24 protein-coding genes and 1 tRNA gene are annotated in these 25,398 nt (G+C 53.7%); 10 read left to right on the top strand and 15 right to left on the bottom strand.

The window, feature by feature from the left end:
- Window positions 1–27 precede the first annotated feature (27 nt).
- Window positions 28–2,529 (bottom strand): copper-exporting P-type ATPase CopA, encoded by a 2,502-nt coding sequence (gene copA / locus AC6I4B_RS17235; RefSeq protein ID WP_497766930.1) that lies wholly within the window; start codon window positions 2,527–2,529, stop codon window positions 28–30.
- Window positions 2,530–2,666: 137 nt separating this feature from the next.
- Window positions 2,667–4,094: a PTS transporter subunit EIIC gene (locus AC6I4B_RS17230; RefSeq protein ID WP_497766928.1), complete on the bottom strand. Its 1,428-nt coding sequence runs from the start codon at window positions 4,092–4,094 to the stop codon at window positions 2,667–2,669.
- 193 nt (window positions 4,095–4,287) lie between these two features.
- Here AC6I4B_RS17230 and AC6I4B_RS17225 point away from each other — a divergent pair, with 193 nt between their 5' ends.
- The 3 genes from AC6I4B_RS17225 to cueR all read left to right on the top strand — a co-directional run bounded on the left by AC6I4B_RS17225 (window position 4,288) and on the right by cueR (window position 6,907).
- Complete coding sequence (locus AC6I4B_RS17225) at window positions 4,288–5,652, top strand: sulfatase family protein (protein WP_497766926.1); 1,365 nt, start codon at window positions 4,288–4,290, stop codon at window positions 5,650–5,652.
- Window positions 5,645–6,364, top strand: a complete 720-nt coding sequence (treR, locus tag AC6I4B_RS17220; protein WP_497766924.1) for a trehalose operon repressor — start codon at window positions 5,645–5,647, stop codon at window positions 6,362–6,364. The genes AC6I4B_RS17225 and treR overlap by 8 nt, the downstream gene beginning before the upstream one ends.
- A gap of 132 nt (window positions 6,365–6,496) precedes the next feature.
- Window positions 6,497–6,907 (top strand): Cu(I)-responsive transcriptional regulator, encoded by a 411-nt coding sequence (cueR, locus tag AC6I4B_RS17215; protein ID WP_497766922.1) that lies wholly within the window; start codon window positions 6,497–6,499, stop codon window positions 6,905–6,907.
- Window positions 6,908–6,910: 3 nt separating this feature from the next.
- Here cueR and AC6I4B_RS17210 read toward each other — a convergent pair whose 3' ends face one another.
- Both AC6I4B_RS17210 and AC6I4B_RS17205 read right to left on the bottom strand, forming a co-directional pair.
- The gene (locus AC6I4B_RS17210; protein ID WP_497766921.1) at window positions 6,911–7,372 is read right to left on the bottom strand and encodes an NfeD family protein; all 462 of its coding nucleotides are present in this window, start codon (window positions 7,370–7,372) and stop codon (window positions 6,911–6,913) included.
- A complete protein-coding gene (locus tag AC6I4B_RS17205; RefSeq protein WP_497766919.1) occupies window positions 7,372–8,286 on the bottom strand; it encodes an SPFH domain-containing protein in 915 nt (304 codons plus the stop codon). The genes AC6I4B_RS17210 and AC6I4B_RS17205 overlap by 1 nt, the downstream gene beginning before the upstream one ends.
- A gap of 96 nt (window positions 8,287–8,382) precedes the next feature.
- Between AC6I4B_RS17205 and fetA the strand changes: the two genes are divergently transcribed.
- Window positions 8,383–9,054 carry an iron efflux ABC transporter ATP-binding subunit FetA gene (fetA, locus tag AC6I4B_RS17200; RefSeq protein ID WP_497766917.1) on the top strand — a complete coding sequence of 224 codons (672 nt, stop codon included), beginning with the start codon at window positions 8,383–8,385 and terminating at the stop codon, window positions 9,052–9,054.
- A complete protein-coding gene (fetB, locus tag AC6I4B_RS17195) occupies window positions 9,047–9,829 on the top strand; it encodes an iron efflux ABC transporter permease subunit FetB (RefSeq protein WP_497766915.1) in 783 nt (260 codons plus the stop codon). The genes fetA and fetB overlap by 8 nt, the downstream gene beginning before the upstream one ends.
- A gap of 205 nt (window positions 9,830–10,034) precedes the next feature.
- On the opposite strand, the gene AC6I4B_RS17190 is transcribed toward fetB, so the two are convergent.
- Genes AC6I4B_RS17190 through tesA form a run of 3 tightly spaced genes read right to left on the bottom strand, consistent with a single transcriptional unit; the run spans window position 10,035 to window position 12,370 of the window.
- On the bottom strand, window positions 10,035–10,889 hold the full coding sequence (locus tag AC6I4B_RS17190; protein ID WP_497766913.1) for a co-chaperone YbbN: 855 nt from the start codon (window positions 10,887–10,889) through the stop codon (window positions 10,035–10,037).
- Window positions 10,890–10,947: 58 nt separating this feature from the next.
- Window positions 10,948–11,715: an SDR family oxidoreductase gene (locus AC6I4B_RS17185; RefSeq protein ID WP_497766912.1), complete on the bottom strand. Its 768-nt coding sequence runs from the start codon at window positions 11,713–11,715 to the stop codon at window positions 10,948–10,950.
- A gap of 22 nt (window positions 11,716–11,737) precedes the next feature.
- The gene (gene tesA, locus AC6I4B_RS17180; RefSeq protein ID WP_497766910.1) at window positions 11,738–12,370 is read right to left on the bottom strand and encodes a multifunctional acyl-CoA thioesterase I/protease I/lysophospholipase L1; all 633 of its coding nucleotides are present in this window, start codon (window positions 12,368–12,370) and stop codon (window positions 11,738–11,740) included.
- Here tesA and ybbA point away from each other — a divergent pair.
- The 3 genes from ybbA to AC6I4B_RS17165 all read left to right on the top strand — a co-directional run bounded on the left by ybbA (window position 12,338) and on the right by AC6I4B_RS17165 (window position 16,809).
- Entirely contained in the window at window positions 12,338–13,024 is a 687-nt protein-coding gene (gene ybbA, locus AC6I4B_RS17175) for a putative ABC transporter ATP-binding protein YbbA (RefSeq protein ID WP_497766909.1), read from the top strand. The two genes, tesA and ybbA, sit on opposite strands and share 33 nt — an antisense overlap.
- The gene (ybbP, locus tag AC6I4B_RS17170) at window positions 13,021–15,435 is read left to right on the top strand and encodes a putative ABC transporter permease subunit YbbP (RefSeq protein ID WP_497766907.1); all 2,415 of its coding nucleotides are present in this window, start codon (window positions 13,021–13,023) and stop codon (window positions 15,433–15,435) included. Before ybbA ends, ybbP begins: the two co-directional genes overlap by 4 nt.
- Before the next feature lie 240 nt (window positions 15,436–15,675).
- The gene (locus AC6I4B_RS17165) at window positions 15,676–16,809 is read left to right on the top strand and encodes a porin (RefSeq protein ID WP_497766905.1); all 1,134 of its coding nucleotides are present in this window, start codon (window positions 15,676–15,678) and stop codon (window positions 16,807–16,809) included.
- A 133-nt stretch (window positions 16,810–16,942) separates the two neighbouring features.
- Here AC6I4B_RS17165 and mnmH read toward each other — a convergent pair whose 3' ends face one another.
- The 5 genes from mnmH to ppiB form a co-directional block, all read right to left on the bottom strand.
- On the bottom strand, window positions 16,943–18,031 hold the full coding sequence (gene mnmH / locus AC6I4B_RS17160; protein ID WP_497766903.1) for a tRNA 2-selenouridine(34) synthase MnmH: 1,089 nt from the start codon (window positions 18,029–18,031) through the stop codon (window positions 16,943–16,945).
- Window positions 18,032–18,140: 109 nt separating this feature from the next.
- Window positions 18,141–19,208 carry a 5-(carboxyamino)imidazole ribonucleotide synthase gene (gene purK, locus AC6I4B_RS17155; protein WP_497766902.1) on the bottom strand — a complete coding sequence of 356 codons (1,068 nt, stop codon included), beginning with the start codon at window positions 19,206–19,208 and terminating at the stop codon, window positions 18,141–18,143.
- Window positions 19,205–19,714 carry a 5-(carboxyamino)imidazole ribonucleotide mutase gene (gene purE / locus AC6I4B_RS17150; protein ID WP_497766900.1) on the bottom strand — a complete coding sequence of 170 codons (510 nt, stop codon included), beginning with the start codon at window positions 19,712–19,714 and terminating at the stop codon, window positions 19,205–19,207. The genes purK and purE overlap by 4 nt, the downstream gene beginning before the upstream one ends.
- 119 nt (window positions 19,715–19,833) lie before the next feature.
- Window positions 19,834–20,556, bottom strand: a complete 723-nt coding sequence (lpxH, locus tag AC6I4B_RS17145) for a UDP-2,3-diacylglucosamine diphosphatase (RefSeq protein WP_497766899.1) — start codon at window positions 20,554–20,556, stop codon at window positions 19,834–19,836.
- A 3-nt stretch (window positions 20,557–20,559) separates the two neighbouring features.
- On the bottom strand, window positions 20,560–21,054 hold the full coding sequence (gene ppiB / locus AC6I4B_RS17140; RefSeq protein ID WP_497766897.1) for a peptidylprolyl isomerase B: 495 nt from the start codon (window positions 21,052–21,054) through the stop codon (window positions 20,560–20,562).
- 185 nt (window positions 21,055–21,239) lie between these two features.
- Here ppiB and cysS point away from each other — a divergent pair, with 185 nt between their 5' ends.
- The gene (gene cysS, locus AC6I4B_RS17135) at window positions 21,240–22,625 is read left to right on the top strand and encodes a cysteine--tRNA ligase (RefSeq protein WP_497766896.1); all 1,386 of its coding nucleotides are present in this window, start codon (window positions 21,240–21,242) and stop codon (window positions 22,623–22,625) included.
- A gap of 174 nt (window positions 22,626–22,799) precedes the next feature.
- Here cysS and ybcJ read toward each other — a convergent pair whose 3' ends face one another.
- Together ybcJ and folD are read right to left on the bottom strand one after the other, a co-directional pair.
- Entirely contained in the window at window positions 22,800–23,012 is a 213-nt protein-coding gene (gene ybcJ / locus AC6I4B_RS17130; RefSeq protein ID WP_497766894.1) for a ribosome-associated protein YbcJ, read from the bottom strand.
- Between the two features lies 1 nt (window position 23,013).
- Window positions 23,014–23,880: a bifunctional methylenetetrahydrofolate dehydrogenase/methenyltetrahydrofolate cyclohydrolase FolD gene (gene folD, locus AC6I4B_RS17125; RefSeq protein ID WP_497766892.1), complete on the bottom strand. Its 867-nt coding sequence runs from the start codon at window positions 23,878–23,880 to the stop codon at window positions 23,014–23,016.
- A gap of 254 nt (window positions 23,881–24,134) precedes the next feature.
- On the opposite strand from folD, the gene AC6I4B_RS17120 reads away from it, so the two are divergent.
- Window positions 24,135–24,211 (top strand) — tRNA-Arg (locus AC6I4B_RS17120).
- Window positions 24,212–24,226: 15 nt separating this feature from the next.
- Here AC6I4B_RS17120 and AC6I4B_RS17115 read toward each other — a convergent pair.
- Entirely contained in the window at window positions 24,227–25,390 is a 1,164-nt protein-coding gene (locus AC6I4B_RS17115) for an integrase (RefSeq protein WP_497766890.1), read from the bottom strand.
- Window positions 25,391–25,398 lie beyond the last annotated feature (8 nt).

Raw genomic sequence — 25,398 nt, 5'->3', positions numbered from 1 at the left:
CTCCCGAAAGCGGGAGGGGCGGAGGGGTTACTGTTTCGGTTTAAAGCGCAACAACCGGTTGGCGTTGCTCACAACGGTAATGGAAGAGAGCGCCATTGCTGCCCCAGCGACGACTGGGTTCAGCAGAGTACCGGTCAGCGGCCAGAGAATCCCGGCAGCAATCGGAATGCCCAACGAGTTGTAAACAAAGGCTCCCAGCAGGTTCTGCTTCATATTACGCAGCGTGGCGCGCGAGATAGCCAGCGCATCGGCAACGCCGACCAGACTATGGCGCATCAGCGTAATCGCAGCGGTTTCAATCGCCACATCGCTGCCGCCGCCCATCGCGATACCAACGTCAGCCTGCGCCAGTGCCGGGGCATCGTTGATACCGTCGCCCACCATCGCTACTTTCTGGCCCTGTGCCTGCAAATCTTTAATCGCCTGCGCTTTGCCGTCCGGCAGTACCCCGGCAATCACTTCGTCGATACCGGCTTCTTTTGCAATCGCATTGGCGGTAACCGGGTTATCGCCGGTTAACATCACCAGACGATAGCCTTCGCGATGCAGACGCTGGAGCGCGGCAACGCTATCGCTGCGCAGCGGGTCACGAATTGCGAATAACGCGGCGGCCTGCCCGTCGATGGCTAACAGCACTGGGGTGGCGCCCTGAGCAGCCTGTCGCGCCATTTCATCATCCAGTGCGCGGGTATCAATTTGCTGCTCGTGCAGCAATGCCTGGTTGCCCAGCAGCAGACGATATCCGTCGTATTCCCCGCTAACGCCCAGCCCACGCAGGGTGCGGAACGCCGTTACCGGAGGGAGCGCGTTATCCGCCGCTTTCTCGATAATAGCGCGCGCCAATGGGTGATTTGAGCCTTGTTCCAGGGCGGCAGCCAGACGCAGGGCGGTGGCTTCGCTAATCGACCCCAGGGTTTTCACCGCCACAACCTGCGGTTTGCCTTCAGTCAGCGTACCGGTTTTATCAAATACTAAAGTGGTCAGTTCACTGGCGCGCTGGAGCGCATCGGCATCACGCACCAGTACGCCGTACTCTGCCGCGCGACCCACGCCGGAGATAATCGACATCGGTGTAGCCAGGCCAAGGGCGCATGGGCAGGCGATAATCAGCACCGTGGTGGCAATCACCAGGGTGTAGACAATCTGCGGTGCGGGGCCGAAGAAGTACCAAATTGCGGCGCTGAAAATGGCGATAGCGACGACTACGGGGACAAATACCGCCGAAATTTTATCTGCCAGTTGACCAATTTCTGGCTTACTGCTTTGCGCCTGGCGCACCATTTTAATAATGCGTGACAGCGTGGTATGGCTGCCGACCGCACTGGCGCGGAATAATACCGAACCATCCTGCACAACCGTACCGGCGTGAATGCTATCGCCGTCAGCTTTTTGTTGCGGGATTGGCTCACCGGTTAGCATCGCTTCGTCAAACCAGGCTTCGCCTTGCGTGATTTCGCCATCGACCGGAACGCGGTCGCCGGTTGCCAGTCGCAGCGTCATGCCGGGCTGCACTTCCGCCAGCGGCACGGTCTTTTCACCGTCATCGGTGACGACACGCGCCGTGGGTGGCGTTAAGTCGAGTAGTTTTTCCAGCGCGCGGGAAGAGCGCTGACGCGCGCGCGCTTCCAGCATATGTCCAAGGTTTATCAGGCCGATAATCATGGCGCTGGCTTCGTAATAAAGGTGGCGGGCTTCCATCGGGAACCACTGCGGCCACAGGTTGACGCTCATCGAATACAGCCAGGCGACACCTGTACCGAGGGCCACCAGGGTGTCCATCGTCGCGGTGCGGTTTTTCAGGCTTTTCCACGCGCTGCTATAAAAGTGGCCACCGGCAAATACCATGACCGCGAGGGTGGCAAAACCGATAACCAGCCACAGGGAACGGTTATCGTCGGAGACCATCATGTTGTCGCCGATCATCCCCCAAACCATCACCGGAATACCGACCAGCAGGGCGACAATCGCCTGCCAGCGAAAACGTTTCATGGTTGCCAGCGCGGTTTCTTGCTGGCGTTCGCGGCGTTTGAGGTCGTCCTCAATCGCTTCCGCGCCGTAACCGGCTTTCTCTACCGCGTGGACTAAATCACTGGCAGAGGCGTTGCCCATCACCAGAGCCGTGCGCTCCGCCAGGTTTACCCGTGCCTGTACGACGCCCGGTACGGCCTGCAACGCATTTTGTACCCGGGAAACGCAGCTGGCGCAGCTCATACCGTTGATCAGCAGTTGTTGGCTGTCATCCAGATCCTGTGCTGCCGGAAGCTCAGGGGTGGCCGCTGTCAGTGCTTCCGACGGGAGTGATGACTCTGCCAGCGGTTTAGCCTTTGGGTGGCTTAACTCCGCACCGTAACCGGCTTGTTTAATGGTGTCGATAAGCGCCTCGGCGCTGGCGCTACCGGTCACTTGCGCGGCTTCGATGGTCACTTCTGCATGGTCAACGTCAGGGCGCTGCTCCAGGCTCTCTTTAACGCGTTTAACGCAATGTCCACAGGACAGGCCGTCAAGCGCCAGATTGATTGTATGAGACATATAACACTCCTTTTTCATGCGCCGCCCGGAAGTGGACGGCGTCATAGTCATTTGAGTGTTATGAAGGTTAAACCTTCCAGCAAGGGTAAGGTCAAGGCAAAAATAAAGATAAAGGCTACGGCTGGCGAATACGCTGATTATTCGTTATCTGTCAGTTGTTTCTTAAACCACTTTGTGCGTGAAAGTACAAAGGTAAAGAGCGCGGTCAGAGCGATGGACGTTCCCATTGCGATAAAATAGACCTGCCAGTATTCGGTAAATATTGACAGGAAACCCGGAAGACCGGAGATACCGATGGAGGTTGCTTTAATGTGGTAGCTGGAGACAATACTCCCGGCAACGCCTGCGCCAAACATTGCTGCAATAAAAGGAAAGCGATAACGCAGATTCACGCCGAAAATTGCCGGTTCTGTTACCCCAAGCCAGGCGGAAACGGCGGCAATCACCGAGACGCCGCGCATTTTCTTGTCAGTGGTGAGAAAGAAGATTGTTAATGCCCCCATGCCTTGTGCGAGGCTAGCCATAACCTGGATAGGCCATAAAGTGGTGTAGCCCATTGTGCCGATCATCTGTAGGTTGATCCCCAAGAACAGGTGGTGCATACCGGTGATGACCAGAGGAGAAAGGATAAAAGCGAAGAAGCCGCCGGCAAAAACGGGCGCAATATCAAATAGTTTAAGGATGCTGTCGGTGATGCCATTGCCTAACCACATCGTCACCGGGCCGATGATTAAAAATGCCGCAAAACCGGTGACCAGCAGCGTAACGGGCGCCACAACGATAACCTGAATCATATCGGGAACCACGCGGTTTAGCAGTCTTTCCGTTCGCGCCAACAGCCAGGCGGAGAGTAATACCGTGATGACTTGTCCCTGATATCCCACTTTATTCAACTGTAATCCAAGCATTGACCAGTGCTGCACTGCCTCAGGGTTTTTGGCGAATTGCTGTGCGCTTAATAGCTCGGGATGAATCAGCACTAAGCCAATCACAATGCCGAGCAGCGGGTTGCCGCCAAATTTCTTTGTGGCCGACCAACCAATAAGCGCCGGAAGAAACAGGAAGGATGTATTGGCTATCATATTGATGAGTCCTGATACGCCGCTCCATTGTGGATAATGCACTAGCAGAGATTCATCAAAGAAAATACCGGGATTCGTTAGTAGATTATTAAACCCCAGCAAAAGACCAGACGCGACAATAGCTGGTAGAACAGGAATAAAAATATCTGCCAGATTCTTTATTATTTGCTGAATAACATTGGTCTTTTTATTAACAGTGGGAGGGGGAGTGTGGGGCGGAACATTTCCACCGCCTGTCTGCTGAATAAATTGTTGATAAACTTTATCGACCAAACCAGGGCCAATGATGATTTGGAATTGGCCGTTAGCGGAAAAACTGCCTTTCACTAAATCATTCTTTTCCAGTTGGCAAATATTGACTTTGCTTTCATCGTGAAGCCCAAGCCGCAGGCGGGTTAAACAGTGGCTTGCCGTAATGATGTTATCTCTGCCACCGATTAAATGGATAATGTCTGTTACATTTTCGTGTAATGAATCCTTCATTTTAATGCCCTTTTAATTGTCTGGACAAATCAGTAAGAATTGATACGCCTGAATTTAATAACGGTCAAATATCATGTTTTTATGTTTATGATTTATTTATTTTTAGTGTGAATGCTTTTTTTGATTTGTATGGACAAATCAAAGTTCAGTGCTAGCATGTGAAATTAAATGGCATGACAGGGATGTAAATATAATGAAGCCAAATATATTATTTATGATTTCTCATGATAGCGGGCGGAAATTTGCCAGCTATGGTTATTCCGTCGCTACCCCGAATATTACAGCGTTGGCCAGGCGTGGCGTGCAGTTTGATAATTATTACTGCCCAGCTCCCCAGTGCAGCCCCAGCCGTGGCAGCATATTGACCGGACGGTATCCGCATAATAATGGTTTGATGGGGCTGGCACATTTAGGGTTTTGTATCACTAAAGGCGTAACGACCCTGCCAAAGGAATTGCAAAAGAGCGGCTATCTTACGTCACTGATTGGCTTGAGTCATGAAACTATCGACCAGGCGCCGCCAATAAAAGACCGCATTTTCTCTTCAACGCTTGCGCTGGGATATGACGACTATATTGCTGTGCCGGGCGAGCGTGCCGGAAATGTTGCGCAAAAAGTTGTTGAATATTTGCATCAACACCAGTCTGATAAAACACCGTTTTATCTCAATGTTGGTTTTTTCGAAACTCATCGTGATTTTGATGAATACCAGATATGCGCGGATGATCCCAGTGATGTTGAGGTATTCGACTTTTTACCCGATCTACCCGAAATCCGCGAGGATATAGCCCTGTTTAATGGTTCTCTCAAAGTGCTTGATAAAGCCATCGGCGAGATTATGCAGGTGCTTGATGAAACTGGACTTTCTCGTAATACGTTAGTGATTTTCACTACCGATCACGGTGTCGCTTTCCCTCTTGCTAAAGGCTCGTTGAAAAAAGCAGGCCTGGAAACCGCGCTGATTATGGTGTTACCGGGTAGCCCCACTCCGGGAACGCGCAAGCCAGCGCTGCTGTGTAATATCGACCTTTTCCCCACCATCCTCGATTTGATTGGCGCAGAAACGCCTGCTGGGTTAGATGGTAAAAGTTTCGCTTCTTTATTCCACGGCGCACAGCGTGGGGGAAGAACCTCTTTTTTCACCGAGCTGACCTGGCATGATAAATATCAACCCATGCGTGGCATTCGTACCGAGCGCTATAGCTACGTTAGAAATTTCGCCGATGGGCCAAAAGTGTATATCACGGTGGATGCGCATCTTAGCCCTTCAGGGAAGGCGGTACGGAACGCGCTCTATACGCCCAATGAGGCGGAAGAGCTGTATGATCTGGCGCGCGATCCGCTCGAAAACGTGAATTTAATCCATGAGGTTGAATACCGCGAAATTGCCGCAGACTTACGCCAGAAAGTTGAAGAGTGGATGGTGCAAAGCCATGATCCGCTGCTTGACGGCCCTATCGCCGGCGTAGGATCCAGTCGCTGGTTGCAAGAAATTGCGGAGGGTAGAGCCTATCCAGGGCGTGAAGCATACCATTGCAGGGCGGGACAAAATGAATAAGTACGATGTTATTTATCAGGATCTCCGGCAGTCTATTTTAAATAAATCACTGCGCCCGGGTGATAGGCTTCCCACGGAAGAAGCATTGGCACAGGCTTATCAGGTTTCGCGTGAGACGGTGAGGAAGGCTCAGTCGATGCTCGTGGATGCCGGGTTCATTCATAAAAAACAGCGTCGGGGTTCGGTGGTATTAGACGTGGATCAACTGCAAATATCGGGTTCCGGGCTGCACAGTTTTGCAGAGCTATTACACGATAAGGCGCTGGTAACACATACCCAGGTTCTCAGTAATCAACCAGGCGAGCTTCCCGACGCTGCGGCTGAACGCTATGGTTTAGTGCCAAAAGAGCCGGTCATTATCCTGGAGCGGCTGCGTTTTATTAATAATGAAGCCGTTATGTACGATCGTGATTATTTCTTCCAAAAATGGGTTCCGGCAATTCCTGATAGCGTTGCGCAAGGGTCGGTGTATGCCTGGCTGGAATATGATCTTTGTCTGCCTATTGCCTACGCAACAAAAGAGATAACCGTCGAGTTTGCCAGCGAGAGCGATCGTAAACGACTCGATCTTCATCAGCATAGCCATCTGGTGGTGATCCGCAGCGCCATTAGCCTTGATGATGCGCAAATTTTTCAGGTACATGAAACGCATCAACGTGCTGATACTTTCCGTTTTGTCGATTTTGCGACACGTCAGAGCGGAGTGAAATAGCGCTACTCCGTCAGCGAGCCTCTTCTGGTTATGAAGGTTGGCTTTGGCGCGTTTTTCTGCGTCAAAGGTCTATTCGATAATTTATCCAGGTTATAATAGACCGTCCTGCATCACCCGCTTTCGGAGGAATGTATGAATATTAGTGATGTTGCCAAAAAAACCGGGCTGACCAGTAAAGCCATTCGCTTTTATGAAGAGAAAGGGCTGGTGACGCCGCCGCTACGCAGTGAAAACGGCTACCGTAGCTATACGCAAAAGCACCTTGATGAGTTTACGTTGCTACGCCAGGCGCGCCAGGTGGGGTTTAATCTGGAGGAGTGTGGCGAGTTGGTGAATCTGTTTAACAATCCAAAACGCCATAGCGCTGATGTGAAAGCCTATACGCTACAGAAGGTTGCGGATATTGAACGTAGCATTAGCGATCTGCAAGCGATGCGTGACCAGTTGCTGTCACTGGCGGCTTCTTGCCCTGGAGATGACAGCGCCGACTGCCCGATTATTGATAATCTGTCCGGCTGCTGCCATCGTAAAGCCGAAAACTAAGGGTTAATGCGAAGCGGAAAGTTTGATGCGCAAGACAATCCCTTCTACCGCAATGACCTCAACGTGGCTACCCGCCGGAAGGTCATTATCTGCTTGCACTGGCCATGTACTATCGCCAACCCGCATATGACCGCGACCGTTAACTAGCGTTGCATCCAGCATGAAGCGTTGCCCCAGCAACTGTTGCCCCCGTTGGTTCAGGTGGCTGTCTGCAGGACGCTGTTCTTTAACTTTATGCGCCAGCCAGCGCCACCACAACCACGCTGCCAGCAGTGTGAGTGCTGCAAACAGCGCGCCTTGCCATTCCCAACTGATAGGTATCAGCCAGGTGAACAGGCCCGTTACCACTCCGGCGACGCCGCTCCACAGCAGGTAGCCATTGCCGCCGAGGATCTCAGCGGCTAACAGAATGCCGCCAAGACTCAGCCAGAAAATGTGCGGGTGTGCGAAGACAACCTCAACCATTATCTTCTCCGTTCAGAGGCGCCGTCTTTAATCAGTTCGGCAATCCCGGCGATAGAACCCATCAGGCTGCTGGCATCCAGCGGCATCATCACCACTTTGCTGTTATTGGCAGAACCGATTTGTTGCAGCGCGTCAGTGTATTTTTGGGCAATGAAGTAGTTCACCGCCTGAATATCCCCAGCGGCAATCGCTTCCGAAACCATTTTAGTGGCGCGGGCTTCCGCTTCCGCCGAACGTTCGCGCGCTTCCGCTTGCAAGAATGTGGACTGACGATCGCCTTCTGCGGTAAGGATCTTAGACTGCTTTTCCCCTTCCGCTTTAACAATCTGCGCCTGGCGAATCCCTTCAGCTTCAAGAATATAAGCACGCTTGGTACGCTCGGCCTTCATCTGCGCATTCATCGCGTCGATAAGTTCGGCCGGTGGGCGAACGTCGCGAATCTCAATACGGGTGATTTTAATGCCCCACGGATTGGTGGCTTCGTCAACAATATGCAACAGGCGAGTGTTGATGTTATCGCGCTGAGAAAGCATTTCATCGAGTTCCATCGAACCGAGTACGGTACGAATGTTGGTCATCGTCAGGTTGATAATCGCCAGCTCAAGATTGCTGACCTCATACGCCGCTTTTGTCGCGTCGATCACCTGAATAAAACATACGGCATCGATGGAGACGTTGGCGTTATCCTTGGAGATGATTTCTTGTGATGGAATATCAAGAACTTGTTCCATCATGTTGATTTTGCGGCCGATTCTGTCCATAAACGGCACGACGAGGCTCAAGCCTGGATGCAGCGTTTGGGTATAACGGCCAAAGCGCTCAACGGTCCACTGATAACCTTGTGGGACGATTTTGACGCCCGCAGCAACAATCACCAGGGCGACAAAAATAAGAATAGGGATAAATATCAACATAAAACCTCCTGTCTAACCGTCCGTAATTTTTTAAAGTATATCCGATAGGCGTTACACTAATGGAACAAAAGTTAGAATCAGGACATAAAAAAGGCTATGAAGGGAAATAGGGCAATTTTACAGCTTCAGCATGTGGGCTTTGATATTGATGGGAAAACGGTTCTTGACGATATTAACCTGCGCGTCGCTCCAGGCGAGTTTAAGCTGATTACCGGGCCGTCTGGCTGCGGTAAAAGCACATTATTAAAAATTATCGCCTCACTGCTCTCGCCGAGTCGTGGGAACATTCTCTTTGAAGACAATGATATCAATACGTTGTCGCCAGAATCTTATCGTCAGCAGGTTTCTTACTGCGCGCAAACGCCGGCATTATTTGGCGACACGGTGTATGACAATCTTATTTTTCCCTGGCAAATTCGCCAGCAGCAACCGGAACCGGAGCGTTTTGTTGCGGCGTTGGCGCAGTTTGGTTTGCCAGAAGAAACTTTGTCGAAATCGATCAATTCGCTGTCAGGCGGTGAAAAACAGCGGGTATCGTTAATTCGTAATCTGCAATTTCTACCGAAAGTTTTATTACTCGATGAAATAACCAGTGCGCTGGATGAGCAAAATAAACAAAACGTGAATGAAATTATTCATCACTATGCGGCGGATAAACAGGTTGCGGTGCTGTGGGTAACGCATGATAAAGATGAAATTAGCCATGCGGATGAAGTGATAACACTGCCATCGCATCATGAAAGTGTGCGGGAGGCGCATCATGAATAACGAACATATCATCACTAACGAATCGCTGGCGCTGTCGATGGTGCTGGTACTGATTGCAGTGCTCATTAGCTATCGAGAAAAACTGGCGCTGGAAAAAGATATTATCTGGAGTATCTGCCGCGCGGTGGTGCAGCTGGTTATTGTCGGCTACGTGCTGAAGTATATTTTCAATGTAAACCATGCGGTGCTGACGTTACTGATGGTGCTGTTTATCTGCTCTAACGCCGCGTGGAACGCGCAAAAGCGCAGCAAATATATTGATAAAGCGTTTATTTCGTCGTTTATCGCTATCACGACCGGCGCGGGACTAACGCTGGCGGTGCTGGTGTGTTCTGGCACGATTGCCTTTGTGCCGATGCAGGTTATCCCTATTTCCGGGATGATTGCCGGTAACGCGATGGTGGCGGTAGGGCTGTGCTACAACAATCTTGGGCAGCGTTTTAATGCCGAACAGCAGCAGATTCAGGAGAAATTAAGCCTGGGGGCAACGCCGAAAATGGCCTCTGCGCGGTTGATTCGTGAAAGTATTCGCGCGTCGTTGATTCCGACGGTGGATTCCGCCAAAACGGTAGGCTTAGTGAGCTTGCCGGGGATGATGTCGGGGCTTATCTTTGCGGGTATAGACCCAGTTAAAGCCATTAAGTATCAGATAATGGTGACGTTTATGCTGCTGTCAACCGCCAGCCTGTCAACGATTATTGCCTGCTATCTGACTTATAGGAAGTTTTACAATGCTCGCCACCAGTTAGTGGTGACGCAGTTGAAAAAATCGTAGGCCACCGAGTGCTGTGCCGGATGGCGGCGCACAAAATGGTGGCGTACAAACCCGCGTAGGCCTGATAAGCGCAGCGCCATCAGGCAAGAACGATGCAGATTGCCGGATGGCGGCGCAAGCGCCTTATCCGGCCTACAAATGGTGGCGTACAAACCTGCGTAGGCCTGATAAGCACAGCGCCATCAGGCGCTGTGCTGGGGGGCGATCAGTACAGTAGTGAATAAAGCTGGCGGCGGTATTTGGAAGCTAGCGCATCGCCAGTACCCAGCGCGGCCAGAATTTCCTGCAACATTTTGCGCGCCTGACCATCGGCTGCGCCCAAATCTTTGCGCAGATGGCTAAACAGCAGTTCCAGCGCTTCTTCGTTACGCCCAACCTGATGCAACTGTAAAGCAAGTTTCGACGCCAGCGCTGCGCCGTCTGGGTTATCCGCCACTTGCTGCTGCAACTGCTGGATTTCTGGCGTATCGGCGGCCTGTTTCAGCAATTCAATTTGTGCGACCAGCCCCTGATAACGGGTATCTTGATCCTGCAACGGAATCGTTTTCAGCACCGCTTCTGCGTCTTCTGAACGGTTGAGCGCAATTTGCGTTTCCGCCAACAGCAGGCCAATCTGGCTGTCCTGGTTGGAGAGCTGCCAGGCGTCTTTCAGCAGTGGCAGGGCCTCGGCGTGATTACCTTCTTCAATCAGCGCCAGCGCCTGCTGCGCTTTTAACTCTTCTTCGCGCGGCAGCACTTTATCGAGCAACGCGCGGATGGCTTCTTCCGGCTGCGGCCCCTGGAAACCATCGACCGGCTGGCCGTTCTGGAACAGGTAAACCGTTGGGATAGCGCGCAGGCCAAACTGCGAGGCAACCATCTGCTCGGCGTCACAGTCAACCTTCGCCAGAACAAACTGGCCGTTATATTGCGCGGCGAGGTTTTCCAGCACCGGCGTTAGTTCCTGACAATGCTGGCTGCGTTCAGACCAAAAATAGAACAGCACGGGCGTCGCAACGGACTGCTCCAGCGTCTGGTGGAGGTTAGCTTCGGTAATGTTAACAATATTCTGTACGGACATGAGTAATTCTCTATAGTCGGTTTGTATTCGAGATGGGGGCAAATGCGCGCGCTTCAACTTAGCCGTGCAGAATTTTGTCCATCACGCGACCCGGCAACAGCCGTTTTAGCCAGCCAACCGCATGAGTCACCAGCGTGACCGGGTAGCGCAGCTTAGGCTTGTCGCTGATAAATGCATGACGCACCTTTTCGACCACCGCATCTGGGCCGAGCGTAAAGCGCGCAGCGATACCCGGGTTTTCCACCGGTGTGTCGCTGGTTTGATTGACGTTTTCGGTAAAGCGCGTGCGAATAGGGCCTGGCTCAATCAGGCTCACTTTCACCCCAGTGTGGCGCAGCTCCATGCGCAGCGCGTCAGACCACGCTTCCAGCGCATATTTACTGGCGGCATACGCCCCACGGCCTGGTGTCGAAATTAGCCCCATCACGGATGAGGTCATCACAATGCGCCCCTCACCGTGTGGGATCATGGCGGGAAGCAGGCGCATAGTGAGCTGATGGACGCCGAAAAAGTTGGCGGAAAATTGCTGCACCATTTGCGCACGGCTGATGGTATTTAATGGGCCATACACGCCGTATCCGGCGTTATTAAACAGGCCGAATAGCTGGTTGCCGGTGAGGGCAATCACTTCATCGGCGGCGTTATCGACGCTTTCTGGGCTATCCAGGTCGAGTAAAATACCGGTGAACCCCATACCGTCCATACGTTTTACATCATCGGGTTTGCGGCAGGCGGCCAGTACGCGAAACCCCTGGCGTTTAAGCTCAAGCGCGCTTTCAAGGCCAATCCCGCTGGAACATCCTGTAATTAAGACCGATTTTTGCATAACTTTACCTGAAGACACCGCTTTACTTTCCGGCGGCGTGATTAACTAATGGAGCCAGACGTGTCGCTATCCAGTCGGCAATAAACGGCTGGGCGTCACGGTTGGGATGAATGCCATCATCCTGCATCCACTGCGGTTTGAGATAAACCTCTTCCATAAAGAAGGGCAGCAGTGGAATAGTGAACTCGCTGGCAAGCTGCGGGTAAACCGCGCTGAAAGCCTCATTATAACGGCGTCCGTAGTTTGCTGGCAGACGAATTTGCATTAATAACGGCTCGGCATTGGCGGCTTTCACTTGTTGTAGCACGGTGCGCAGCGTTTTTTCGACTTGTTGCGGTGGAAAACCGCGCAGACCGTCGTTGCCACCCAGCTCAACCAGCACCCAGCGCGGCTGATGCTGCTTGAGCAGTGCCGGTAGGCGCGCCAGCCCCTGTTGAGCGGTGTCGCCGCTAATACTGGCGTTGACCACGTTAATTTTGGGCTGCCATTTATCATTCAATAAAGCCGGCCAGGCGGAATTGGCCGCCATGCGATAGCCCGCGCTCAGGCTGTCGCCAAGGACTAACAGGGTGTCCGCTGCGGCGGCGCGAAAGCTTAACAGCATCAAAAACAGGACAGGCAAATGCCAGCGGAAAACGTACTTGAAGTTCATCATCTGAAGAAGTCCGTCGGTCAGGGGGAGCAGGAACTTTCCATCCTTACCGGAGTTAACCTGATTGTCAAACCGGCGCAAACCCTTGCTTTAATTGGTGAGTCCGGTTCTGGAAAGTCCACGTTGCTGGCGATTCTCGCCGGGCTGGATGATGGCAGCAGTGGCGAAGTAAAGCTGTTAGGTCAGTCGCTGAATAATATGGATGAAGAAGCCCGCGCCCGCCTGCGCGCTCAACATGTTGGCTTTGTTTTTCAATCTTTTATGCTGATTCCCACCCTGAACGCGCTGGAGAACGTCGAGCTACCCGCATTACTGCGTGGCGAAAGCGATAACCAAAGCCGACAGGGGGCTAAAGCGCTGCTGGAACAGCTTGGGCTGGGCAAGCGCTTAAACCATTTGCCGATGCAGCTTTCCGGTGGCGAGCAGCAACGTGTGGCGCTGGCGCGCGCGTTCAATGGCCGTCCGGCGCTGCTGTTTGCTGACGAACCTACCGGCAACCTTGACCGCCAAACCGGCGATAAAATTGCTGACTTGCTGTTTTCCCTCAACCGAGAGCATGGCACGACGCTGATTCTGGTCACTCATGATGCCCAGCTTGCCGCGCGCTGTGACCGACGATTGCGCCTGGTCGATGGGCAACTGCGGGAGGAAGTATGACCTTACGTTGGTTTTGGCGGGAGTGGCGCTCGCCGTCGCTGCTGATTGTCTGGCTGGCGCTGAGCCTGGCGGTGGCCTGTGTACTGGCGCTGGGCAGTATCAGCGACCGCATGGACAAAGGGCTGAATCAACAAAGCCGTGATTATATGGCGGGCGACAGGGCGCTGCGTAGTTCGCGTGAGATCGCCCCGCAATGGCTGGAAAAAGCGCGTGAGCTGGGGCTGACGGTGGGCGAGCAGATAAGCTTTTCCACTATGACCTGGGCAGGAGACACGCCGCAGCTGGCGGATGTCAAAGCGGTGGATAACCGTTATCCACTGTATGGCGAACTGCAAACGCAACCGGCGGGACTCAAGCCGCAGGCCGGAACGGTGCTGCTGTCACCACGTCTCATGGCGCTGCTAAATCTCAAAATTGGCGATAACCTCGATGTCGGCGATGCCACTTTGCGCATTGCCGGAGAAGTGATACAGGAGCCAGACAGCGGGTTTAACCCATTCCAGATAGCGCCCCGGTTGATGATGAATCTGGCGGATGTGGCGAAAACGGGCGCGGTGCAGCCCGGTAGCCGAGTGAGCTGGAACTATAAATTTGCCGGTTCGCTGCCGCAGTTAGCGAGCTACGAAGCATGGCTGTTGCCGCAGCTAAAACCGGAACATCGCTGGTTTGGCCCGAATCAGGATGATAGCGCGCTGGGGAAATCCCTCCAGCGTTCGCAGCAATTTTTACTGCTTTCAGCGCTGTTAACACTGCTGTTGGCGGTTGCGGCCGTGGCGGTGGCGATGGGGCATTACTGCCGCAGCCGCTACGATCTGGTGGCGATACTGAAAACGCTGGGGGCGGGGCGATCACAATTACGCAAGTTGATTGTCGGCCAGTGGGGGCTATTGCTGGCGCTGTCTGCGCTGGCGGGCGGCGTGATGGGATTGCTGTTTGAAGCGGTGCTGTTAGCGTTACTGAAGCCGGTTTTACCTGCCGCATTACCTGCCGCCAGCCTGTGGCCGTGGCTATGGGCGATAGGTTCGATGGTGACGATTTCCCTGCTGGTAGGGCTGCGTCCGTATCGTTTGTTGCTGGCAACCCAGCCGCTGCGCGTGCTGCGCCAGGATGTGGTGGCGAACGTCTGGCCGCTCAATATTTATCTGCCGCTGGTGGGGGCGATAACCGTGGCGCTGTTGGCCTGGCTGATGGGCGGTAGCCCGCTGCTGTGGTCGGTGCTGGCAGGAGCCGTGGTGTTGGCGGCTTTGTGTGGCCTGGTGGGTTGGCTACTGCTGAAAGTACTCAAGCGCCTGACACTGCGCGCGCTGCCTTTACGCCTCGCGGTGAACCGCCTGCTGCGTCAGCCGTGGTCAACACTCAGCCAACTGGCGGCGTTTTCACTGTCGTTTATGCTGCTGGCGCTGCTGTTGGTGCTGCGCGGTGATTTACTCGACCGTTGGCAGCAGCAGTTACCGCCAGAAAGCCCGAACTATTTCCTGATCAATATTGCGCCAGAGCAGGTGAGTGAGGTGAAAAGTTTCCTGGCCGAGCATCAGGTTATCCCGTCCACGTTTTACCCGATTGTCCGTGCGCGGCTGACGCAGATTAATGCGCATAGCACTGAGGGCAATAAAGATGAGTCCCTAAACCGTGAGCTGAACCTGACGTGGCAGAGCCAGCGGCCTGAGCATAACCCGCTGGTGGCTGGGGTTTGGCCGCCAAAAGCCGGGGAGGTTTCCATTGAAGAAGGGCTGGCGCAGCGGCTGAATATTCGTCCTGGCGATAGCGTAACGTTTACGGGCGATACCCAGGACTTTAGCGCCAAAGTAAGCAGTATTCGTAAAGTGGACTGGGAAAGCCTGCGGCCTAACTTCTTCTTTATCTTCCCGGATGGCGCGCTGGATGGGCAGCCGCAAAGTTGGCTAACCAGCTTCCGCTGGGATCACGACAATACGCTGTTGACGCAGCTAAACCGCGAATTTCCAACCGTAAGCCTGCTGGATATCGGCGCGATTTTGAAACAGGTCGGCCAGGTGCTGGCACAGGTGAGCCGCGCGCTGGAGGTGATGGTTGTACTGGTCACCGCCTGCGGCGTACTGCTGCTGTTGGCGCAAGTGCAGGTGGGAATGCGTCAGCGGCATCAGGAGTTGGCGGTTTATCGCACGCTTGGGGCGGGGAAAAAGCTGCTGCGTACCACGCTGTGGGCGGAGTTTGCACTGCTGGGGGCTATTTCCGGCCTGGTGGCGGCGATAGGCGCTGAAACTGCGTTGGCGTTGCTGCAAAGTAAAGTGTTTGATTTCCCGTGGTCGCCGGACTGGCGCTTATGGCTGGCATTGCCGCTGTGTGGGGCGCTGTTATTGTCTCTTTGCAGCGCGAGTTTAGGCCTGCGGCTGTTGAAAGGCCGCGCGCTGTTCCGCCAGTTTTCCGGTTAACTGGCCGCGTTTTTTCTTCTCTGGCCCGGTAAATGCGTGATTGCCGGGCTTTCTTATTTTTACCCGTTAACACCCAAAAATCGCTCGCCTTTTCGCCGCTTCCTTCGTTTTATGGCACCATTCGGTAAATCTGGAACCCTAAGTCGCACGTTTCATTAAAAATCAGCGAGGTAGAATTTATTAATAAACGATAATATTTGCTTGTCAGATACATGACGAGAAATTTATCAAGGAACAATAATGACAATAAAAATTAAAGCGCTGGCATTCTCGATCGGCGCAGCAGTGGCTTTGACGTCTTTCGCATCTCAAGCTGAAATCACCCTGCTCAAGCAGGATCCACAGGCTGGCAACCCCCTGAGCCGCCTGAACTTTACCGTTGGCGGGAGTATCCGTCCGCAGTTCCAGAACATGAACGGCGACGATGGTAAAAACGGCTACAAACGTAACGGCTTCGACGGCGGTACTCGTTTCCGTTTCGCGGCTGATTACTACCTGTTTGATGACATTAGCTGGGTCAGCTACTACGAGCTGGGTGTGAACATTCCGGCGCTGTTCGACTGGGATAACCACTATGCCGAAGGCGCGAACAACACCACTCGCCGTATGCTGTACACCGGTCTGAAAAGCGATACCTGGGGTACGCTGACCTTCGGCCAACAGAACAGCATTTACTATGATGTTGTGGGCGCGAAAACCGATATCTGGGACTATGACATGATTGGTCAGGCTTCAGGCAACGGTATCAACGGTGACTACGATGGTTCTTATCGTACCCGTAAATCTCTGAAATATAAGAAAACGGTAGGTGACGTTGATCTCTACGCTTCTTACCTGTTCAGCGATGACTACAATCCGAACAATGGCCTGCGCTACAAGCGTAAAGGCGGTGGTTCCCTGGGTGTGGATTACCACATCACCGATACCCTGGCGTGGGGGACTTCCTGGAACTACACTCGTGCGGAAATGCGCGGTGAAGACAGCAAAACCTACGATCAGAACATCCTCGGTACGGCTTTCAGCTGGACACCGGATAACTGGACGTTCTCTCTGGGCGGCGGCTGGTACCAGAACTTCATGACCACCAAAAAAGTGTCTGTTAACGACTACTTTGCCGGTGATGCATGGGGTCTGGAATACTTCGCGGGTTACAAATTCCCGGTTGGCCAGTATGGTCTGAAATCCGTTCAACCGTACTTCATGGGCGACCGCATCGAATACGTCAATGGTCGTAACTACCAGCGTATCGACAATGGCCTGGGTATCAGCTTCCAGCTGGATTACGGTTTCCGTGTTGATTACGAACACGTGTTCACCTCCAGCACCGATGACCTGGGTGATATGAACCTGGTGCGTCTGCGTTACGATTTCTAAGTGTTATTCAGGGCGGCATCATGCCGCCCTTATTACGTTGTCCCGCCGCTTGTTTCCTCTTTCGTTCGCCAAAACTTACCCGCAAATTGCCAGCGTCATCGCCATATCCGGCGAGATAAGCTCACCGACAGGCTTAAGGATGCGTTGATAACCAATGCACCACCGCTTGTGACGTGCCACGAAAGACAATCTTGTCGGCTTTTTTCTCTAGCTGATAGCGATACATCGGGTCGTAATATTCTTGCAGCAGCGGTACAAGCCAGGCGAAATGCGCTTCGGTAGAGCCGCTGCGCTGTTGTTCTGCCAGCGCGTCGTCAAGTGTTGCGGTCAGTTCGGCAAAGCGTTGCAACCCCAGACGACGGCGGATGGCGAACAGCCCGTGATGCAGGTAAGCGCTATATTCCTCCCAGCCTTGCTCCTCGCCGTACGCGGCGGTGAAATCATGGTGCATACGGGTGAAATACTCCTCGCGTAGACGCTCCAGGCGCAGCTCGAACGGGTCTTCAACCACCGCAATTGGGGCTTGCGCCATTCTTTCACGCAAACATTCTGGCAAGTGATTCGCGCCAATCATTCGGCCCTCATCTTCCAGCACCCAGCGCACGTTTTCTTGTTGATGCGCGCCTTTTAGCAATGCCGTTGCCAAATGGTTTTCAAAAGTGGCCTGTGAGAACTGGGCATTAAGCGTGCGGCCAAATGAAGAACCGCGATGATGCGCTAATCCTTCGAGGTCGATCCCCTGCGGTTGCTGGCGTACCAGCGGCGTTTTGCCGTTCCCCGTGCAGCCGCCAATTAACACTATCGGGTGGCGAACCAGCGTTTCGGTGGCTTGAATCGCGGCCTGGCGCAGCGCTTTATAGCCGCCAACGATGAGCGGGTAGTCAACGCCGTGTTCTTTCAGCCAGCTTTGGGTAATGTGCGAACGCTGCCCGCCGCGCGCGCAGCACAGATAACCTTGCGGAGCCTGGCGACAGGCGTCGAGCCACGCATCAATGCGCTGTTGGCGAGTCTCGCCTGCAACCAGTTGATGCCCCAACGCCAGTGCCGCGTCTGGCCCCTGGCGTTTATAGCAGATACCAACAGCCTCGCGTTCATCGTCGGTCATCAGCGGTAAATTCACCGCCGCAGGCATTGCGCCTTGTGCAAACTCGATTGGCGCGCGAACGTCAATGATGGGCGTTTCCGCGCGTAAAATAGCGCAGTAATCCGTCCCATTATTCATGGAGAAATCCTTCTATCAACAAAAGTGGGGGTATTGCGATGCTGGCAGGATTTTACGCTTCACAGAGGGGGCCGGGGAAGGATTAGTTCATCTCCCCGGCATTTAAGGCTTACTTCAGGCGAGATTGCGCCCAGGCGATACCGCTGGCGTACTCGATTGGCAGCAGTGGAACCAGTGCTTCCAGCGTCGCGCTCAGGCGGCCGGTGTCGCTGTCGTTGAGGTTCAGGTGGCCCACTTTGCGGCCTGGGCGAACGTCTTTGTCGTACCAGTGCAGGTGCACTAACGGCAGCTTCAGCCAGTCGTAATTCAGCGCCGTGCCAATCAGGTTCACCATCACTGACGGGCTGTTAACCACCGGCGGTGGCAGCGGCAGGCCGGTAATGGCACGCAGATGCAGCTCAAACTGGCTGATGGACGCGCCGTTTTGCGTCCAGTGGCCGCTGTTGTGTACCCGTGGCGCGAGTTCGTTAATCAGCAGCCCTGCGGGCGTGATAAAGCACTCCATCGCCATCACGCCGACGTAGTTTAGTTCCTGCATAATGGCGCTGAGCATTGATTCTGCCTGCGCTTGCTGTTTGGCATCGGCCTGTGGGAAGGCCACGCTCATGCGCAGAATACCGTCCTGATGCAGGTTGTGGGTTAACGGATAAAACACCGTGCTACCGTCGTGGGCGCGCGCGCCTACCAACGACACTTCGCCGGAGAAGTTAATCCCTTGTTCAACGATGCACTCGCCGTAGCACTCATCCGGCAACTGTGCGGTTTCATCGGCGCGTAAACGCCACTGCCCGCGACCATCGTAGCCACCGGTACGGCGTTTCACGATAGCCAACTCCCCCAGACGCTCAAATACCGCAGGCCACTCTTGCTGGCTTGCCAGCAGTTGCCACGGCGCGGTTGCCAGGTTGAGCTTATCGAAAAGCTGCTTTTGCGTCAGACGGTCGGCGATAATCGGGAACACGTCGCGGTTCACGAACGCAGTATGTTCTGCCAGTTCGCGCGTTAGCGCTGTTTCTGGCCAACGTTCAATTTCAGCGGTAATCACGCTTTGTTGAAACGGCACGGCTGCCGGGTCTGCTTCCAGACCGACCGGCCAGACGGCGATGCCCAGCGGTTCACCGGCCTGGCGCAACATACGGCCTAGCTGACCGTTGCCCAGTACGCAAACTTGTTTCATGCCGCACCTCGCGGGTCTGGGTTATCCAGCACCTCGTCGGTTTGCGCCTGACGCCATGCCGCCAAACGTTGATGCAGCTCCGCATCATGCTGCGCCAGAATCTGTGCGGCGAGCAGGGCGGCGTTGGCGGCGCCCGCTTTACCAATCGCCAGCGTCCCCACAGGGATACCGCGTGGCATTTGCACGATAGAGTAGAGGCTATCGACGCCGCTTAACGCCGCGCTTTGTACCGGCACGCCCAGCACGGGAACCAGTGTTTTAGCGGCAATCATTCCGGGTAAATGCGCCGCGCCGCCAGCACCGGCAATAATCACCTGATAACCGTTGTTTTCGGCTTCTTCAGCGAAGCTGAACAGTTTATCGGGGGTGCGGTGGGCGGAAACCACTTCAACGTGGTGAGGAACATTCAGAGCATCGAGGATTTCTGCGGCGAACTGCATGGTAGCCCAGTCGCTTTTGGAGCCCATCACGATAGCGATACGAGCCGGATTATTGCGGGAAGACATGCGTCTTAAAACTCCTGTGGGTGTGCTGCACACGACGTTAGAGGCCACAGAGAATAACACGGAAAATGGGCAAGGAAAACGGTTGCGTAGCCTTGCTATGGGCAAATCAAAGGGGAAGTTTAAAACGGGAAGGGGATCAGTTCGACCTCTTCAGGGCTGACTTTTACCATTGAGCCGTGGCTGTGCCACGCACCCAGCACCACGCGATACGCCGTGTCGCCGTTGGCGTGGAGCGTGTGGACATCCGGGCGATGCGTATGCCCGTGAATCAGCCATTGAACATGATGTTTTTCCATCACATCCACCACGGCTTGCGGGTTAACGTCCATGATGTCCATCGACTTACTGCTGTTGGCAGCCTGACTGCCAGCTCGCATTTTCTGCGCGATGCGACTGCGGATAAACAGCGGTAGGGTGAGGAATAACCGTTGAATCCACGGCGTGTGGACTTTGCGACGAAACGCGAGGTAGCCGGGGTCGTCGGTGCATAACGTGTCGCCGTGCATAATCAGCACGCGGCGTCCGTACAGATCGAGGACTTTTTCTTCGGCGAGCAACTGCATCCCACTTTCACGGGCAAAGCGTTTGCCCAGCAGGAAGTCGCGATTGCCATGAATGAAATAGCAGGGGACGCCAGCGTTGACCAGCGATTTGATGGCAGAGGCGATTTCGCGGTGCAGCGGGTTGGGATCATCGTCGCCAATCCAGGCTTCAAACAGGTCGCCTAAAATGTACAGCGCATCGGCCTGACGCGCTTCACCGCGCAAAAAACGCAGAAAACCGGCGGTGATCGCCGGTTCTTCTGTTTGCAGATGCAAATCTGCAATAAAGAGTGTCGCCACCAATTACTCGCTGACGGTCACGCTTTCGATAATTACGTCTTCTTTTGGTACGTCTTGATGCATACCGCTACGGCCAGTGGCGACAGCTTTGATTTTATCAACCACGTCCATCCCTTCGACGACTTCTGCGAATACGCAGTAGCCCCAGCCTTGCAGGCTTTCGCCGGAGAAGTTCAGGAAGTCGTTATCAACCACGTTGATGAAGAACTGTGCGGTTGCGGAGTGCGGAGCCTGAGTACGCGCCATTGCCAGCGTACCACGGGTGTTTTTCAGACCGTTGTTGGCTTCGTTTTTGATAGCTTCTTTGGTGGTTTTCTGATGCATGCCCGGTTCAAAACCGCCGCCCTGAATCATAAAACCGTTGATGACACGGTGGAAAATTGTGTTGTTGTAGAAACCTTCGCGGCAATAGTCCAGGAAGTTTTTAACTGTTTCCGGCGCTTTGTCGTCGAACGTTTGGATTACGATATCGCCGTGATTAGTGTGGAAAGTAACCATTTCTGCATCCTGTTCCGTTTATAGTGGTGCTTTAGCCCGCTTTTGAGCGGCATATAGGCGCTTGTTATAGCATAACCGCGCACATCGATCACCTTGCAATGTGTGCTGCTTCAAGGTTGAATTACGGGTAGAATAAACCGTTTCAGGCGCAAGCCCAGTTCACACACGTAAACATGGAATTTTCGATGCTAAAAATCTTCAATACAATGACACGCCAGAAAGAGGAATTTAAGCCTATTCACGCCGGTGAAGTCGGCATGTACGTGTGTGGTATCACCGTTTACGATCTCTGTCACATTGGTCATGGCCGCACTTTTGTCTCTTTTGACGTCGTGGCGCGTTATCTGCGTTTCCTCGGCTATAAGCTGAAATACGTGCGTAACATCACCGATATCGACGACAAAATCATTAAACGTGCCAACGAGAATGGCGAGAGCTTTGTTGAGCTTGTCGATAGAATGATCGTTGAAATGCACAAAGATTTTGATGCGCTGAATATTCTGCGCCCGGACAGCGAGCCGCGCGCTACGCACCATATCCATGAAATCATCGAAATCACCGAACAACTGATTGCCAAAGGCCACGCATACGTTGCAGACAACGGCGATGTGATGTTCTCCGTTCCAACCGATGTCAACTACGGCAAACTGTCTCGTCAGGATCTGGACCAGCTTCAGGCGGGTGCGCGCGTTGACGTGGTGGACGTTAAGCGTAACCCGATGGACTTCGTGCTGTGGAAAATGTCGAAAGAAGGCGAGCCGAGCTGGCCTTCCCCGTGGGGCGAAGGCCGTCCGGGCTGGCATATTGAATGTTCCGCGATGAACTGCAAACAGCTAGGCAACCATTTTGATATTCACGGCGGCGGTTCTGACCTGATGTTCCCGCACCATGAAAACGAAATTGCGCAGTCTACCTGTGCGCACGACGGCGAATACGTTAACTACTGGATGCACTCCGGCATGGTGATGGTTGACCGCGAGAAAATGTCAAAATCGCTGGGTAACTTCTTTACCGTGCGCGATGTGCTGAAGTATTACGATGCCGAAACCATTCGCTACTTCCTGATGTCGGGCCACTATCGCAGCCAGCTTAACTACAGCGAAGAGAACCTCAAGCAGGCGCGTTCGGCGCTGGAGCGTTTGTATACCGCTCTGCGAGGTACTGACAAATCGGTGGCAGCGGCGGGCGGCGAAGCCTTCGAAGCGCGCTTTATTGAAGCGATGGACGATGACTTCAATACGCCAGAAGCCTATTCCGTGCTGTTCGATATGGCGCGTGAAGTTAACCGCCTGAAAGCGGAAGACATCAACGCTGCGAATGCGCTGGCGTCGCATATGCGTAAGCTGTCTGCGGTGCTGGGCCTGCTGGAGCAGGAGCCGGAAGCCTTCCTGCAAAGCGGTGCGCAGGCGGATGATGGTGAAGTGGCGGAGATTGAAGCGCTTATCCAACAGCGTCTGGATGCGCGTAAAGCGAAAGACTGGGCTGCGGCAGATGCGGCGCGTGACCGTCTTAACGAGATGGGCATCGTGCTGGAAGATGGCCCGCAGGGAACCACCTGGCGTCGTAAGTAATATATCCCCTCATCCAAACCCTCTCTCTAAAAGGAGAGGGTTGTTCAATGCCTGCTTCAGTCAATCACACCTCTCGCATCTTTGAAGTCATCACTGGCTGGCGAATGTGAGGCATTGTTATGCAGGAGAGGGAGAAAACCCGGCTCGCAAAGCTAAGCCGGGTAAAGGGAGGTTTTAAGCGGTAACGGTTATGCTGTGTCCGTCAAAACTGACTGTCTGACCGGCGACAATTTTGCAGCGTTTGCGGGTTTCTACCGCGCCGTCAACGCTAACCTGGCCTTCAGCGATAGCGATTTTCGCCTGTGCGCCGCTTTCGCTCCAGCCTTCCAGTTTCAGTAAGTCACAGAGTTCCACATGCGGATGCTTACCCAAAGAAAATGTTGCCATCTTATGCCTTCTCCACGTCGTGATACTCTTCACAAGCCTGTAAGGTGTTTTCAATCAGGGTAGCGACGGTCATTGGCCCAACGCCACCCGGCACTGGGGTGATGTAAGACGCGCGCGCGGCGGCATCTTCAAACACCACATCGCCGACTACTTTACCGTTTTCGAGACGATTAATCCCGACATCAATAACAATCGCCCCTTCTTTAATCCACTCGCCCGGAATAAAGCCCGGTTTGCCCACGGCAACAATCAGCAGATCTGCGTTTTCAACGTGATGGCGCAGATTCTTGGTGAAGCGGTGAGTGACGGTGGTGGTGCAGCCAGCTAGCAGCAGTTCCATGCTCATTGGACGACCAACAATGTTGGAGGCGCCAATCACGACCGCGTTCAGGCCGTAGGTGTCGATGTTGTAACGCTCAAGCAGCGTCACAATACCGCGCGGCGTACACGGGCGCAGGCGTGGCGCGCGCTGGCACAGGCGGCCAACGTTATAAGGATGGAAGCCGTCAACGTCTTTGTCAGGATCAATACGTTCCAGCACTTTGACGTTGTCGATGCCGGCTGGCAGCGGCAATTGCACCAGAATACCGTCGATGGTGGTATCTGCATTCAGGGTATCAATCAGCGCCAGCAGTTCCGCTTCGCTGGTGGTTTCCGGCAGGTCATAGGAGCGGGAGACGAACCCCACTTCTTCGCAGGCTTTGCGCTTGCTGCCGACATAAATTTGCGAGGCAGGGTTGCTACCAACCAACACTACGGCAAGCCCAGGGGCGCGAAAACCAGCGGCAATGCGTGCCTTCACTTTTTCCGCAACCTCAGAGCGCACCTGCTGCGCAATCGTTTTACCGTCAATAATCTTTGCTGCCATCAGGGGAATTATTCCATCTGTCATTAACGAAAGGGGGGATGGACATATTTTGTCAGATGCGAGGCTCGCTGTCAGTTTTCGTTTGCGAGTTTTCGCCGGAAAGTGATTTTGTTGAACTATTGAGCAATAGTTGCCTGAGCTTTGCTCATCCCTGTTTTCAACGCAGGTTTCGTTAGAAAATGGATTGACTCACCTGCCAGTGACCGTATAATTCCACGCGCCTCACCTCAGAGTGAAGCATCAGTTCCCCCAGTGCGCCCTTAGCTCAGTTGGATAGAGCAACGACCTTCTAAGTCGTGGGCCGCAGGTTCGAATCCTGCAGGGCGCACCATTTAAATTCAATGGTTTACGCTTCTTTCGTTTCTTCCTTATTTCCTCCGTGGGACATATTTGGGACATTATCGGTAAAAATTGAGTCAATTTGGCGGGCGTGTTCTGTCAGGTGACTTGGTGCAAGGTGAGCATATCGGCGCACCATTTCGATACTCTCCCATCCGCCCATTTCTTGAAGAACTGACAGCGGAACTCCGGATTGAATCAGCCAACTGGCCCACGTGTGTCTCAGGTCGTGAAATCGGAAGTCTTCAATGCCAGCTCGTTTACAAGCAGCCCCCCATGCCCGGTTATCGTCGACTCTCATTTTTCTGACTGAAGGCGTTGATGTCCCATCACCTCGGTATCCCGATTTCAAATGCACGAACACCCATTTATGATGATTACCAATCTGATCGCGTAAAACCTTACAGGCGGTATCATTCAGCGCTACGCCAATAGCACGGTTTGATTTACTGTCTTCCGGGTTCACCCAGGCAACGCGACGCTGCATGTCGATTTGTTGCCATTCCATATTGATGATGTTCGACCGACGAAGTCCGGTAGCCAGCGCAAACTTAACGACAGATTTCAGCGGATCCGGACATTCATCAATAAGACGTTTCGCCTCATCATGCTCAAGCCACCTGACGCGCTTGTTCCTCACTGCTGGTACTTTGATAACCGGCGCTTTCTCCAGCCACTTCCAGTCACGCTCTGCGGCACGGAGTAGCGCCTTCATCATTGCCAGGTGCTTGGCCTTCGTTGCGGTGGTGACGGGCTTAGGCTCGAAAATTGGAACATCCAGCCCCTTCCTCTTCGCCGCTTCAACCTTGCTCTGCCAAATCTCCTTCGCTTTCCTGTTCTGCATCCTGCTTACCGCAGCGTAAATCTTCGCCTCAGTAATATCCTTCAGCCTCACCCCCTCAAAATGAATCAGCCAGAACTCGATCCGGCTTTTGTCTGAGTCGAGAGACTTCTTATCAGATTTCTCTTCCAACCAGCGCAAACATGCTTCTTCGAACGACACATCCGGGAAGTCGCCCAGTCGGTCTACTCGCCAGAGTTCTGCCTTTCGCTTGTCGTGCAGTTCCTGAGCTTGCCGCTTGTCCGCTGTGCCAAGAGATTCCTTAATTCGCTTCCCGCCCGGGAGCGAGTACGAGGCGTACCATATTTCACCTCTGCGGAAGATGGACATTTTCTTTC

Source organism: Kluyvera fluvialis (genome assembly GCF_059725275.1).
Note: the sequence above shows the minus strand (reverse complement) of the source record. Positions and strands in the feature narration are given on the sequence as shown.